The organism is Rahnella sp. ATs2 (assembly GCF_051851855.1).
GTDB lineage: Bacteria > Pseudomonadota > Gammaproteobacteria > Enterobacterales > Enterobacteriaceae > Rahnella > Rahnella variigena.
In genome coordinates, this window is record NZ_JBLYPL010000030.1 from 37,028 (window position 1) to 51,544 (window position 14,517).

Sequence of the window (14,517 nt, forward strand, 5' to 3'; positions counted from 1 at the left end):
CTTTGACAAGGTTGTGGATTCGGCCGGAGCACCAGGGCATGCCGGCCGCTTATTGCACTTAGAAATTAATACGGAAGCCGGCATTGCCAATAATCGGGCTTTCAACCTTTTTACCCTTGCGATAATCCGCTTCCACATAAACCTGAGCGTTTTTTGTCACCTGGGCAGTCACCCCGGCCCCGAACTTGCCCAACGTGCCTGACTGGTCGTTCTTGTAAGTATAACGGTCATTGAATGTCACCTTGTTGTCTTTCAGGAACTCATGCTCCACGGCGGCGGTGATGTACGGGCTCAGCGTCACGCTGCGCACTTCAAAGGCCTTGCCCACGGATAGACCTAGCTCACCTTTCGCGGACTTCTGGCTGCCAATGGCTGCCTTCATGCCGTTGCTCAACTCTATGTCCTTGCCTTGAGCGGCAAAGTAGTTAGCACGCACATACGGGTCAATGTTGATGCCATTATCCAGAGTGTACTGATAACCTGCCTCAAGCGCAGCACCATAGCCGTTCTGGTCGTAACTCCCCTTGACCGCCTGACCGCGGTCGGTGCGGGTATGCAGGTCATTGTTGAAGTGATTGAACTTGACCACGCCATCAATGTAATAACCTAATGAGCTCAGGTAGGAGGAATAGAGCCCCACGCCATAGCTGCTGACCTGACTGCTGTCGCCACGCTGCTTCACCGAACTCTTGGAGTACGAGGTCATGGCGCCAACGGAGAGTTTGCCGTCTGCTACATCAAACACCTTGTCCCCACCCAACTCCATGCCGTTCTGGCCCAGGCGATAGTCTGCACCGGCACCCGCTTTAATGTCACTGGAGTTATGCAGATAACGGCCCCAGACACCGCCTTCACTCTGGTCAAAACGCTGAATGTCGCCACGACGGGTACGCAGGGCCTGCATCTCGCCATCAAATATATACTGGGTAGCAGAAGCCAGGCCCATCACGGCATCGGTGGAGTTGGAGGTTTTACTGGTATCTGTAATCAGGCCAACAATGGTTTTACCGGTGTTTGGATCTTTTTTGGTGACGACCGTGACCTTGTGCGTACCTTGGTCAGTACCATGATTATCTGGATTGTTTGGAGTGGGTTTACCTGTTTCCTTATCAGGGGTGTTCAGGGTAAATACAGTGCCTTTATCGTCATCAATTTGAATCAGCTTATGCAAATCATCATCATTTGCGATTTCGCTGCCGGAATCCTGATTATTCAGCGTGAGAGAGTACCACCCCGACATGGTTCCCGTACTCAAAACATCGGTATGATGATTTGCAAGGTTGCCATTCATAATCAGGTTGCCACCTGTACCCGTCACCGAGTCTGCAAACAAAGTGCTGTAGTGGTCAGTGCCGCTTTCATGTCCAAACTGAATGGTACCGCCATTCATGACAATCGAGCCCGTAGTCACATCTTTGTTCACACTGCTGCCATTGCTAGCAGCCATAATATTAAGACGTGCACCATTATTGATGACAATATTTTCGATTTGGTTGGTCGTTGGATCTACGTGTATATTTTCGTCCGGTAGCCGGTCGCCGGCAACAGCGGTCAGAACAGAACCATTGTTCAACGTGGTGGTACCAGACATGCGGGCATTGTTCGCGACCATGCCACTCGCATTGTCATTAAAGGTGGCGTTTCCTGACTCACCGCCATCTTCAAGTATTAATGCGGAACTGCTTGAGAAATTTGTCCCGGTGGCCACACCACCGTTGTGAATAGTTTGTATTGCATTGTCGGTGAATTTATCTTTGATTGACTTAGCACCGCTTCCCACGGACTGTGTGGAATGAGCACTGAAGTTACTTTCACGTGAGGTTGCGTTGCCTATCAGCTCCTGTCCCGCCTGGTCGGTAAAGCTGGCATTATCAATTTGACCAGCATTCGTGGCATATTGTTTTGATGCATCTTTGAAATGGTCAGAAATAGACGACGGATTTATTCCACTTCCCGTCTTTGTGGTAGGCACCAATATTTGGCTACTTTCACCCGAAAATTCGTTACTGATAGACGATGCATTATCCGTAAGCCACTGTGCTGAATGGTCATTAAAATGGCTCTCAGATGCAGAGCTATCACTTTCAAGTACCTGGTAGGCCCCTTTGTTAAAGGAGCCGCGTACTGCTGTACTTTTTTCTATATTCTCGTCAGAGTCAGGATGCCCCAGAAATTGTGCGGCGGTATCAGTAAAGCTATCGCCCGCTGAATGCCCGTATTTAATAATTGCATGAGAATTATCCTGAAAGTTGTTATTTTCTGAATTCGCATTGTCGGCAACGATATGAGGGGTGGTAGAACTGTCATAAAGACCGGAGAGCAACAATTGTGACCCCTGAGTGAACGAGGAGTTTTGAACCCTTCCGTGATAAACGAAATAACCGCTCCCCTCACCGACAACCCTTTGACCATCAATAACCTTCCCATCAGTCACAGGATTTGAACTTGTAATAAGGCCCGGCTGGGTCAGAGTATGGCCGAGCGTATCAGCAAATCCCGCCTGAGAAACCGTTAATAGCGCCATTGACAGTGCAATCGCCAACGGCTTTTTATTTGTATTTACATTCATCCCTCTATTCCCCTTATATACTTTATTAACTTGATAAGATAATTCCATAACACATGTATTTAGCTACTTAACCGACTTGCATGCTTCGTAGCAACTTGCACTTTTAGCTTGAATAAAAAAACAACTCGATTCGGAATTATTCAAGCTAAAAATGAAATCAGCACTGATGTATCTGAAAAGTTATCATTTCGCTTCTATATTAAATTCATAAATGCTTTACGAAATTAACTTTTATGCACGCTAAAATTGGCAGATTAATAAAATAATTAGTCACCCGTACCCTCTTAAGAATTTTTTGCATATTTAAACCATTCTCGAGCATGCAATTCCCCTCCCTAAGGCATGGGTTATCTAGGTGAAAAAACCTGATAGTAAATTTTACTGCATAAGAGGTTTTACTCCGTTATCCCTGTCCTTTTAATAATTTCCCATACAATTCACAATTATTACTTACCTTGAGTTTTTTCATGGCGCTCCGTTTGTGTGAGCTAATGGTTTTTACGCTGCGATTACTAAGACGTGCAATGTCAGTCACTGTCTGCCCGCGAAGCCACTCTTTCAAAACAAAAGCTTCTGAGCGGGTAATATTACTGTCTATCTCCATCACCGGTCGCTCATATGGGATAGAAATTTCATTCCTGCCGCCGATAATTCCTTGAAGTAAATATTTTCTTATCGTGTCCAATTGTTCACCGCGGCGAATAAAAGTCATACCATTCCAACCGCTCCGAACAGTATCTGTGAAGATTACGAACCGTCCCCCACGAGTAGCATTTATTTTATGTGCCTCGCGATAGACATGCATTATGTCGGTGAAATACATATCGATGATAATCGCCCCCCCCCTTGGCTCGTATTCCCGCAATGACGTCAGACTGCTATATACCGTAAGTACATTCACTCCTATGTTACCAAGCATCATTTCCAACCCAAGAACACAAAAAGGTGAGTCCCCTATAACCGAAACATTCAATTGCCGCGTCCTCATGACACTCCGTATCTCCTCAGGAGATCTGAAGAAATAAATTGAATTTGACTCTTTGAAAACAACATCGATTAATAAATGTCACTAAAACATGAATCAGATCCAACAACAGAAAATCTAACCAAATAAGTACAACCCTCCCTAGAGCAAGATATCAAGTCATGAGGATTGGCTGAATTCTTCCATAACAGAAATAAGCAAACGAAATCTAGATGAACTTACTCCCACAAATAAAATAAAATACAAAACCATGCAGCCCGTAAGGACAAAAACACTCATACTGAACAGAACAACGCAAGCGATGCAAAACAGCTTGACGTTGGCAATGGTAGTGAGTTTTTTCGCTTTCAGGTAAAAAGAAAACACACTCATGCAATCTCCTTACTCACCCCCTTTCTTGAGGTCGGTCTTACACTGCGATAAATGTTAGCTGCCTTTAGCATAGCTACCGCACGAGACAGTTTGATACAAAATGTCTCCTTTTGCATCTTGGCTCCATTAGATTGATATTTAAGGAATTTATATGAGGTGATTTTTTTTGTTAAGTTTTTAGGGGGGGCTTTGTGATTTGTTTTTAATTCGTTTATTTTAATTTTTGAGATTTACCTGCTATACTTTTTTCAGATAAAGGTTTTAAAAGGGTTTTAGCTGGATGTTTTTTGTCCGTGCTTAATGTTCTAAATCGTATTGACTCATGACGAGACATTTTGTATCAAACTGTCTCCTTTCGTGAAACTTCCCCCCTTTAGGCTGCTTTTGTAGTTATAAGTTAACTTATGCCCCACCGCTGTATATATTCATCCGGAGAGTATTCTCAAGCACTGTGTGGTTGGTTTTGATCGTAATGAATCAACGAAGCAGCCATTTAAAGCAAGAACCACTTCCTACCCTGATGTAACGGCGGTGAGACCGCCATCCCAAGAGTAATTTCTCCACTTGAACTGCTGGTTGGATAGAATACCTTGCTAACGGGCAAGATGGCAGATTAGATTGGAATCTATATTTAAACTGTTCCATTAAGTTCAAATAACTGCTGTCTATTTTTATAGTGACATGCAAAAAAAATTATACTTTCCAAAGCTTAAGAAATCGATTCGAGTTGCTTGCCGTATATGTTACGGTATGTTGAATATTACGATGCCCTAGGTAGTCTTGAATCAGTCTTGTATCCACCCCCTGATCCGCTAAGGCAAATCCACAAGAATGCCTCAACATATGGGGGTGAACTTTCACTGTTATTTTTGCTATCACCCCCAGAGCGGAGATGATGCTATATACTCTCTTCCTTGATATTTTAGACCCTTTAGCCGATAGGAAGACCCATTCGCTATTGGCACCCCTAACCCCCCCCCTTAACTCTAGCCACTCCTTTAATATATCCACTTCTTCATCTCTTAATGGATGTATTGTAGATAAACCGTTTTTCAATCTATATATACAAATTGTTTTTTCTTCTAGATCAATATCAGAAACCCGTAAAGAACAAAGCTCACTCACCCTTAAACCATGTGTAAAAGCAAGATAAATCATACAATGATTCCTCATTCCGTGCATACCTATGTTGCTGATACTTAACAACTTTTGAATTTCACTTTTTGTTAAATGTTTTCTTTTCTTCATTTAAATTCGCCTCTAAATCTTTAATTTCTTTATTGCCACCAGTCGATGACAGCTACCTTACTTAAAATCCCCAGCTAAAACTGGGACGGACCTCTGTGAAAAATAATAGACATGATACCCGACTGCTTTACAGAATAAAATGATGGACCGCTCAGAGATAACCCTTTCCGGAAAATATGTGAATATGCTTATACGATACGGCAATATATATAAGATAACACCTATAAATAATATTTTATGAAAAATATGGATAAAACAAACCATTGGTTGCCAATAACTTTTTATTTTGTAAAAAAATGAATCGCATTTTGTTGGTGAGTTTCTAAGAAACACAGAAAATTCAATAAAAAATCAAATCATCTCGTAAATACGTTCAATTATTAGCAGAAACCCCAGCTAGATAACTATTCCTAAAATCAGATAAACAAGGAAGAAATACTTAATCTATGACTCCGCGCTCTCGTAGTCACTATAGTCATAATGGATTCATCAGAGTAGCAGGAGTTTATTCAAGTATAAATCACAATAGACCTAATTATTTCAATGCAATAATAAAGCATTATAATATAATACTGACTTGATTGTAGTATTCACATTTCAACTTCTGAATCCATGCAAAAAGTTGCAGACTGAATAAGCCCTCCGAAGTATACCATTTATTTACATCTGGTTCTTTATATCAGACTCTCATCAGCCCTCTTGCTAACCCTGCTCAAAGTAGGTGAATAGTTAGTGTCAAACAAATCATAAATATAGCGTTTTGATTCTTTTAATCAAGAAATGTTTGTTGAAACTACATTTTCAATTTGAAGGGTACTGTTGCAGTAGCGTAATCAGCTCATCAAAAGCTGCACAGCAGTTTTTAGGGTGGTAAAGAATAAAATCGTTTTTCTGGAGAAAGTCGCTCCAGCAGAATGTTTAAGTCGACCTTTAGGAGGTTCGATGATGATTTTTGAATACGCACGCCAAGAAAAGTAAAGTTTTTGGTTTGATAAGTGTGAACTCGCCTGTATTGTTCAAAAGGCTGTCAATTTTGTTACACATGTTATCTCCGGTAAGCTATGCATGCCCCTGATCTCCTCCCTGAAAACAGTGCCAGCCTAAACTAAAGTATCCGGTCTTTCTTTCATCTCACTGAGAGGCATATCAACCATGAAAAAGACCCGTTATACCGAAGAACAGATAGCATTCGCCCTTAAACAGGCCGAAACAGGCACGCGGGTGGAGGAGGGTGCAGAAAGATGGGTATTTCTGAAGCCACTTTTTATAACTGGAAGAAAAAATTTGGCGGTATGGGCGTAACAGAACTGCGCCGTTTGCGGCAGCTTGAGGACGAAAACCAACGGCTTAAGCGTCTGGTGGCGGACCTCAGTCTGGATAAGGAAATGCTCCAGGATGTCATTCGAAAAAAGTTCTGAGGCCCATTCAGAAGCGTGAAGCGGTGACTTACCTGCTGGACGCCTATCGTATCGGGCTGCGTCGTGGTTGCCGTTTAATGATGCAGAGTCGCACGGTATACCTCTATCGCAGTTGTCGTGATGACAGGGCCCTGACTCACCGGATAAGAGAAATTGCGGAGACACGGATCCGCTATGGTTGCCCGCGCATTCATATTCTTTTGCGCAGGGAAGGCTGGTTAGTCAACCACAAGAAAACCCACCGAATTTACTGTGAGGAAGGACTGAATCTGCGAGCAAAACGCCCACTCAGGCATGTTACAGCCAGGCACCGACACGCCCGTCCGGAAGTGACCGCATTTGATCAGTGCTGGAGCATGGATTTTGTTGCTGATAATCTGTTCAACGGGCGTCGGATACGTGCCCTAACTGTAGTGGATAATTTTAGTCGTGAATGCCTGGCGATCGAAGTTGGTCAGGGGCTGCGCGGATAGGATGTGGTGGCTGTTATGGAGCGCCTGAAACAAATGCAGCACAGTATACCACACCGGTTGCAGACGGATAATGGCAGCGAATTTATCTCTAAAGCGCTTGACCGATGGGCATACGAAAATAAGGTGACAATGGACTTCTCACGGCCCGGCAGACCGACAGATAATGCTTTGGTCGAGTCATTCAACGGGAGCCTGCGCGATGAGTGTTTGAATGTGCACTGGTTCCTGTCACTGGAAGATGCTCAGGAGAAGATCGAGCACTGGCGGCAGGAATATAACCAGTACCGGCCACATTCCTCATTAAATAACCAGACTCCGGAAGATTTTGTCCGAAGCCTGCAAACAGACCGGGATCTCTGATTTATCCTGGCATCAATATTGGGAAGGGATCAAAAAAACGGAACTCTCAAAAAGTGTGTGGAACTAAAACAGGTATGCTTACAACCCCATGGTAGCGGCATTGGACAATAGCTCTTCCGGTATGATGATTCCTTGGCTCACAAGCCCTACTGAGGATGGTCTATATTTCATTAACAATAAGGGCTTAAACCAATACCCTGTAAGCGTGTAATCGTCAATTCAAACCGAGCACTTTGTCAGAGATATAATGAGCGACACTAACGAAGTGAGAATGCAAAAAGGTTTACCCATGAGTTTTCGAGCAGAAATTTGTCAATTTTGTTCTGCGGCACAAGTAAACAGTGGCCCAGGTTGCTGTACTTAGGCAGTATGGAGGAGAGATCGGTGGAAACATACCAATAGCAAGTGCTTCAACTCCGGACAACGGCGAATACAAAAAATTGAAAAGCAGGTTCGCTAGTTGCAAAGCGACAACGCCCCTGTTAATAAACGCTTCTTGGCCATGGAAATGAACAACGACAAATAGTCGCGGCGAAACTGAATAAGCCCGTGGAAAACAATCAGCAGGTATGGCAATGACTGCTCCTTACGCGCAGTATATTTTACACCTGAATTAGGGTCTTGAATTCAAACGCGAATCAGCCAATTTGGTTGTCGATCAAAATTACACTACCACTCAGGTAATGTAGGCCATGGAGGTAGACCTCTCTACGATGATGAAATAGGTAAAACAGCTGCGTGATGAACGGCTGGGAAAAAGGTCAAAAGCCCCTCTAATAACCCCGGAACAAATCTAAATACGGTGTCCAAAGAAAAAACACAACATATTGAAATTTAATATTATATTAAAAAACCACCGCGTTCTTGATGTCAGACTCATTTAAAAGTTCTCACTAATCGGATAACTCAGGGCGCTTTACGCGGTGTCGTCCATCTCATCAATACAATTTGGCTTGCCCATTGAGTTTACGCAACCTCAAAGATATGATAGCTGAGCGTGGTATTATTGTTGATCATGCTAGCGTATCGCACTGGGTTATCAGGCTGATACCTTTCCTAAATAAGGCTTTCCGCCTACCCAGGCGCACAGGAGTGTGCATGGACAAAACCTACAATAAAATCAAACTCCACTGGAAATATCGATACCACACAATGGACACTGCTGGCCACACCATCACCTTCCTGATGACGGACAAACGGAACACTGCAACCACATTACTTTTTTTCGCAAGGCCATTGGTCATCACGGCGAACTATAGCTGATCACAATCGATAAAAGTGGAGCCAACACAGCGGCTGATGTGGGGATTCAGCTTGTTTCGGCGGGATTTGAACTTATCCAGATGATACGTAAACGTCAACATCCTGCAGAAATGAACTGCCGCCAGTGAAGGAATTTTGCCTGTTGTCTGCCTTAAAAACAGGCATACATCTTCTGCCGGCTAGCTGTGATTAATATGATGAACCAGCTAAACATCTCCTTCTCTGAATCTGATTGCTTGGCTTTTCCGTTTTCTGTAATTACCGGCAACCGCGTCCGCCGGGCGGAATTTTGGCCTAAACCCCGCTATATGGTGTTCACATCTGTATCAATCCACTAAATGCAGTGCCGAATTATTTGATTCCGTTTTATGGCATAATTCCATAAGTCGGAAACGATGACCGGAAGCGTCCACGAGTTTTTGCCGTGGTATCCGCCTCGCCGCTGGGCGAAAATGGTCACCTTAGCCGCCGCCGGCGGACAACTTTGCGCAGATCGCGCTGAGTGAATTCTGAAAAGCGATCAGGGGGTGAGTAGGCTAATTTTTACGTAGCGCGATCTCGGCCGTTTTTGGCCACACGTGATGACATTTGCGGTTCTGTTTGAAGGGGAAGATGACCGATGACTGAGTTGACCACGCTGCCGGGACCGGAGCGTCGCCCCATGTTAATGGTGCGTCCGGAAGATCACCGGCGCGCGCTGGCCCTTCGGCAAATGGCGATGGCCTATGTCGACCTGCCAAGATACCTTTTATTGCCGGAGGTCAGCGCCCTGCTCCACTACTTACCCGACTGGTCACAGCACGCCCTGGTTTCCACGCTGTGGAACACCGGCGGGCGGATCAATGAAGTGCTCGCGTTGAAAAGGCGGGACTTCCGACTTAACGGCGATTACCCGCACGTGGTGATCCGCACCGCCAAGCAGCGCCGCGCCGGCACAGGCCGTCCGGCCAAGGGAAACTCGGCAAACCGCGTAGTGCCTTTATCCGATCCGGGGTTTGTGGACGAGCTGCGCCGGCTGTTCGCCAGTACGCGCGAGCGTAATGAGACAGATGCGCAGACCGGTGAACGACGTCCGCTTCCCATCTGGACGGCGACCGACAGAACGGTTAGAAATTGGTTAACCCGGGCGGTGGATGAGGCAAGGCGTGACGGCGTCACATTTTCGGTACCGGTCACGCCGCACGTGTTTCGGCACAGCTACGCTATGCACCACTGCTATCAGCATACGCCGCTGAAAGTGCTGCAGGCACTGCTCGGCCATGAGAAAGCGGAAAGTACGGAAGTGTATACGCGGGTGTTTGCGTTAGACATTGCGGCCAGTCAGCAGATCACGTTTAGCATGCCTGAATCACAGGCAGTGATGTTGCTGAAAGAAACGTATCAAGAGAAGGTTTTTTGACACAAAAATGACTCCATTAGCACGCTGTTACGGCACTATATTTGTACCATTTTAGTATGTAATGAATACGTGTCTTAGCCCGTGAATATAACGAGTACATGATGCATTGTGTTCAGCCTTATGAGAAGCCAAGGGCAATGCTAGATGACATACTTGTACTTAAATAAGTACATTGGTATTATATCACAAATTGCTTTAAGGAGGCTGTTCAATGCGACATATCACTTTTACAGAAGCCCGTACTAATTTCGCGAACGTACTGAATCAGGTCAGCGATGACGCCGATACCCTCGTTATCACCCGTCGTGGCAGCCGTGACGTAGTGATGATTGATGCAGACGAATACAGAAGCATGGTTGAGACGCTTTACCTGTTCAGTAACCCGGCAAACGCTGCGCATTTAGAGGAATCATTGAACCATTTAGATCGCGGTGAAACGGTTGAAATTGATGTATGAAAACCGTATTCACGGCGCGCGCCGCTGAGGACTATCGATACTGGCAAGATAACGACCCGAAGAAGTTTGAACGCATGCGCCAACTTATTAAAGCCCTGCATGCTGACGCGTTCGTCGGGATAGGTAAGCCCGAGCCTCTAAAGCACAAAAGGCCATTGTGGTCACGGCGTATCGACCGTGAACACCGGCTTGTCTATTACGTAAAAGACGGCGAAATTGTTATCATCGCCTGTCGTTTTCATTACACCGGCATCTGATAGGCCCGCATTCTGCGCGCTTTTTTGTGCCTGTAGGGGCAAACGCATCTGAAAAGTAAGATCGTTAGAGTCGCATATTTCTTTGATAACGTGTTTGACCTGCTCCCCGTAGATTAGTACACCCCGATGTTAGTAATGTCTTCATAAGCCACATGAGGACATCCCCATGAAGAAGCTTTTTTCCGACCAACAGATCATCAGTATTCTCCGCGAGGCTGGAGCCGGGGTATCCGCCCGTGAACTCTGCCGCAAGGACGCCATTTCCGATGCCACTTTTTACACGTGGCGTAAGAAGTATGGAGGTATGGAGGTATGGAGGTATGGAGGTGCCTGAGGTTAAGCGCCTGAAGTCGCTTGAGGAAGAGAACGCCAGACTCAAGAAGCTGCTTGCCGAAGCCATGCTGGATAAAGAGGCGCTTCAGGTGGCTCTTGGGCGAAAGTACTGACGCGTGATGTTGATATGTGATGCGACCGGTCTGTCGCAACGTCGTGCCTGCAGGCTAACAGGTCTATCCCTGTCGACCTGCCGCTATGAGGCTCAGCGTCCGGCTGCTGATGCGCATTTATCAGGGCGCATCACTGAGCTGGCACTGGAGCGCAGGCGTTTTGGCTACCGTCGCATCTGGCAGTTGCTGCGCTGTGAAGGGCTTCATGTTAATCATAAGCGCGTGTACCGGCTTTATTACCTCAGTGGCCTGGGTGTAAAACGCAGAAGGCGTCGGATAGGGCTGGCAACAGAACGTCTGCCGCTGCTCCGTCCGGCGGCGCCCAATCTGACCTGGTCGATGGATTTCGTCATGGACGCATTGGCCACCGGTCGCAGGATCAAGTGCCTTACCTGCGTGGACGACTACACGAAGGAATGCCTGACGGTCACTGTTGCCTTTGGGATTTCAGGCGTGCAGGTCACCCGTATTCTGGACAGCATTGTGCTGTTTCGCGGCTATCCGGCGACGATAAGAACTGATCAGGGCCCGGAATTTACCTGCCGCGCGCTCGATCAATGGGCCTTTGAGCATGGCGTGGAGCTGCGGCTTATCCAGCCCGGCAAGCCGACACAGAACGGATTTATTGAGAGTTTTAACGGACACTTTCGCAATGAATGCCTGAATGAGCACTGGTTCAGTGACGTCCGTCATGCCAGGAAAACCATCAGTGAATGGCGTCAGGATTATAACGAGTGCCGCCCGCACTCCACGCTGAATTATCAGACGCCGTCTGAATTTGCGGCGGCCTGGAGAAAGGGTAATCCTGATAGTGAAGGATCCGACATTACTAAGTGAGCGTTGTATCTAATCCTGGGGGCAGGTCAAACCAGTCGGAAATTACGTGTAGTCAGAAGGCGAAAAATCAACTCAATGCAAGATCTGTTTCGAATAAAAGAACTTCGCTAAGGTGAGGCTCTTTTTAGTGTATTAGAGTAATTTGAGCATGTGGAGATGGAACAACATGCGAGATATCTACTGTTTCACGTGCTTTACTGAGATCATAAGTTGCCTGCATAGTAAGCCAAAGGCGTGCTGCTATGCCTAACCCAGCTTCGAGGAGTACCGCCATCTCTGGACTAATCGCCGTTTTACCGGTGGCCACCTTGCTCAAAGCTGACGGCGAGATACCAAGATCTCGGGCAAGAGAGCGTAGCGTGATTTTATAATCTTCAAGATATTCCGTAATTAATCCGCCAGGGTGCGGTGGGTTCAACATAGCCATTAATGATAATCCTCTAAATTAAGTATATAGGCATCCTCATCTCTAAATTCGAAGGTGATCCGCCAATTAGCCCTAACAGTGATAGAATACAGATTATGTTTATCACCCTTCAGAGGGTGTAGTTTAAGATTTGGATAAAGTCTAAAGTCATCAGTGGTTGATGCTTCATCGAGTACGAGCAAGCGGAGCTTAATACGTTCAGCGTCTTTAGCTTGTACCCCGCTTACGTCCCTTTTTCATAGAGCTTTTGCAACCCTTTGTGCTTCCAGCTTTTTATCACTTTAATCACTTACTGTTTCCTAAAAGGAAACACCTTGCTTTGTTACTTTTTACAATTTAATGAAAAGCACGAAGCTCAATCGCATCATTTTTTTGATTAAGTGATTGATTTAATTAATATAAATATCATTATCTGTATCTGGTTTGTAGTAACTAAAATGAGATGTTCTCTATTTCAAATATCACAATTAAGTTTAAATATGAGTGTGACAGGGAGAAGGATTACTGAATTCGGATTTGTTCTACCTGAATGACTGTGTTCCCTTTTTCCTTTATAAGGGGACCACTGATGCTCACGAGGTCTTTAGGTGTCACCTTCTGCCCATTCCACTTATCATCTTTCAGGGAGATAGCGATAACGCCGGTTTTGTCGCGGAAAATATAATGATTTTCTGCGGTCTTTTTAATGATATTCCCTTCAAGTGTTACCCACGAATTTCTGTCATTATTAATCGCCATCTTCACTGTAGACTCTTTTGCATCTTCAGAACCTTTTATCCCACTATCCTGTTTGTAAGATGGCGGAGGTGTTTCTGAAGCCTCAAATCCACCTCCGGGGCCAGAAAATGCAGGTAAGCTAGATAACATTAAGATGGACGCCAGAATTAATCTTTTCATTTTTGTCTCCTTTTTAAGTGATTATATATTTATAGCTACATATTCAGAAGTGTCAAACTCAGGACTAAATCAATATTAGTTGAGAAACTCAGAGCACGCTGACTGCCAGCTCATACAACATCAATATAATGAGGGTCTCATGCCGAATGAGTCAGAAAGATTATTCTGGAAACCGAGTCCATTTATGCTTGCCCACTACAAAGCTGAAGCTGAAGTTTGAATTATAGGATTTACCTTCTAGTATTCAAAGAAAATGTATTTTATTGGCAACTTCCTTCCTAGCTGCTATTTTCAGTAGTTCTGAAAAGCTGCAATATATCGATGGTTTACTATACTTATCATTCGAAGTCGTAATTTACCCACGAAACTATGCACGGTAATTACCCCACACCAACTTTACCCATGACCAGTTGGAGAACAACATGCAAAAGTGTAAAACCTTGAAAAAGTTGCTAGCGGTATCGGCAGTGGCTGCTATGTTCAGCACTGTCGGCGTACACGCCCAAACCCCGGCGGGCGCTGCCCAGAATGCATCGAGCGTTAAGATCAGCTCCGGTGACGAAAAGGCGTTAAAGGATATGGCGCAAGCAGATATCAATGAAGTCGCCGCAGCCAAAATTGCGCAGAGTAAGGCCCAAAGCAGCGAAGTCCAAGCATTCGCTCAGCAGATGGCCGAAGACCATGGTCATGCCTTAATGAAAGTACAGATCACCGCGAGGCAAAAGGGTGTAGCACTGCCTACTCAGCCGGACGCCATGCACATGGCCATGGCTGCCAAGCTGGAAAAGCAGAGTGGAAGCGAATTTGACAAGATGTATATGGAAAACGCCGGCACAAAGGATCACAAGATGGTGTTGTCGATACTGCAAAGTGACGCCAAGAAGATCAATGATCCGGATGTGAAGGCTCTTGCTGACGCCCATACGCCTGTCGTTGAAAAGCATCTAAAATCGGCCCAGCAGATGTCCATGCAAACAGATATGTCAGCAGGTGATCTGGCCCAGATTTGGTGGACACGCCCTTAAGAGAGGACTTGTCGTTCGAATACCATCGGGCTGACATAACCCAGTGTGCTATGTCGACGTTTCTGATTGTAATCCACTTCAATG

At 45.4% G+C, this 14,517-nt stretch carries 11 protein-coding genes and 4 pseudogenes; 8 read left to right on the forward strand and 7 right to left on the reverse strand.

Annotation, left to right across the window (positions count from 1 at the left end):
• Nucleotides 1–58: 58 nt before the first annotated feature.
• The 3 genes from ACJY2G_RS23335 to ACJY2G_RS23345 form a co-directional block, all read right to left on the reverse strand.
• A complete protein-coding gene (locus tag ACJY2G_RS23335) occupies nt 59–2,569 on the reverse strand; it encodes an autotransporter outer membrane beta-barrel domain-containing protein (RefSeq protein WP_439292254.1) in 2,511 nt (836 codons plus the stop codon).
• 403 nt (nt 2,570–2,972) lie between these two features.
• Nucleotides 2,973–3,542: a helix-turn-helix domain-containing protein gene (locus ACJY2G_RS23340; protein ID WP_439292255.1), complete on the reverse strand. Its 570-nt coding sequence runs from the start codon at nt 3,540–3,542 to the stop codon at nt 2,973–2,975.
• Nucleotides 3,543–4,619: 1,077 nt separating this feature from the next.
• A complete protein-coding gene (locus ACJY2G_RS23345) occupies nt 4,620–5,174 on the reverse strand; it encodes a tyrosine-type DNA invertase (RefSeq protein ID WP_439292256.1) in 555 nt (184 codons plus the stop codon).
• A gap of 1,152 nt (nt 5,175–6,326) precedes the next feature.
• On the opposite strand from ACJY2G_RS23345, the pseudogene ACJY2G_RS23350 reads away from it, so the two are divergent.
• From ACJY2G_RS23350 to ACJY2G_RS23380, 7 genes and pseudogenes are all read left to right on the forward strand, one after another.
• Nucleotides 6,327–7,425: pseudogene (locus ACJY2G_RS23350) on the forward strand (IS3 family transposase).
• 647 nt (nt 7,426–8,072) lie between these two features.
• Nucleotides 8,073–8,303, forward strand: a pseudogene (locus ACJY2G_RS23355) (IS3 family transposase); the annotation flags it as partial.
• 220 nt (nt 8,304–8,523) lie between these two features.
• On the forward strand, nt 8,524–8,688 hold the full coding sequence (locus ACJY2G_RS23360; RefSeq protein ID WP_439292257.1) for a DDE-type integrase/transposase/recombinase: 165 nt from the start codon (nt 8,524–8,526) through the stop codon (nt 8,686–8,688).
• Nucleotides 8,689–9,307: 619 nt separating this feature from the next.
• Nucleotides 9,308–10,087: a tyrosine-type recombinase/integrase gene (locus ACJY2G_RS23365; RefSeq protein ID WP_439292258.1), complete on the forward strand. Its 780-nt coding sequence runs from the start codon at nt 9,308–9,310 to the stop codon at nt 10,085–10,087.
• Nucleotides 10,088–10,298: 211 nt separating this feature from the next.
• The gene (locus ACJY2G_RS23370; protein ID WP_439292259.1) at nt 10,299–10,544 is read left to right on the forward strand and encodes a type II toxin-antitoxin system Phd/YefM family antitoxin; all 246 of its coding nucleotides are present in this window, start codon (nt 10,299–10,301) and stop codon (nt 10,542–10,544) included.
• Nucleotides 10,541–10,801 (forward strand): Txe/YoeB family addiction module toxin, encoded by a 261-nt coding sequence (locus tag ACJY2G_RS23375; protein ID WP_439292260.1) that lies wholly within the window; start codon nt 10,541–10,543, stop codon nt 10,799–10,801. The genes ACJY2G_RS23370 and ACJY2G_RS23375 overlap by 4 nt, the downstream gene beginning before the upstream one ends.
• A 166-nt stretch (nt 10,802–10,967) precedes the next feature.
• A pseudogene (locus tag ACJY2G_RS23380) lies at nt 10,968–12,084 on the forward strand (IS3 family transposase).
• 124 nt (nt 12,085–12,208) lie between these two features.
• Here ACJY2G_RS23380 and ACJY2G_RS23385 read toward each other — a convergent pair.
• The 3 genes and pseudogenes from ACJY2G_RS23385 to ACJY2G_RS23395 form a co-directional block, all read right to left on the reverse strand.
• The gene (locus ACJY2G_RS23385) at nt 12,209–12,511 is read right to left on the reverse strand and encodes a HigA family addiction module antitoxin (protein WP_439292261.1); all 303 of its coding nucleotides are present in this window, start codon (nt 12,509–12,511) and stop codon (nt 12,209–12,211) included.
• Nucleotides 12,511–12,791, reverse strand: a pseudogene (locus tag ACJY2G_RS23390) (type II toxin-antitoxin system RelE/ParE family toxin). The gene ACJY2G_RS23385 and the pseudogene ACJY2G_RS23390 overlap by 1 nt, the downstream one beginning before the upstream one ends.
• Before the next feature lie 221 nt (nt 12,792–13,012).
• Entirely contained in the window at nt 13,013–13,408 is a 396-nt protein-coding gene (locus ACJY2G_RS23395; protein ID WP_439292262.1) for a YgiW/YdeI family stress tolerance OB fold protein, read from the reverse strand.
• Nucleotides 13,409–13,830: 422 nt separating this feature from the next.
• Here ACJY2G_RS23395 and ACJY2G_RS23400 point away from each other — a divergent pair, with 422 nt between their 5' ends.
• Entirely contained in the window at nt 13,831–14,433 is a 603-nt protein-coding gene (locus tag ACJY2G_RS23400) for a DUF4142 domain-containing protein (RefSeq protein WP_439292263.1), read from the forward strand.
• Here ACJY2G_RS23400 and ACJY2G_RS23405 read toward each other — a convergent pair.
• Nucleotides 14,430–14,510 (reverse strand): IS3 family transposase, encoded by an 81-nt coding sequence (locus ACJY2G_RS23405; protein WP_439292210.1) that lies wholly within the window; start codon nt 14,508–14,510, stop codon nt 14,430–14,432. The genes ACJY2G_RS23400 and ACJY2G_RS23405 overlap by 4 nt on opposite strands.
• Nucleotides 14,511–14,517 lie beyond the last annotated feature (7 nt).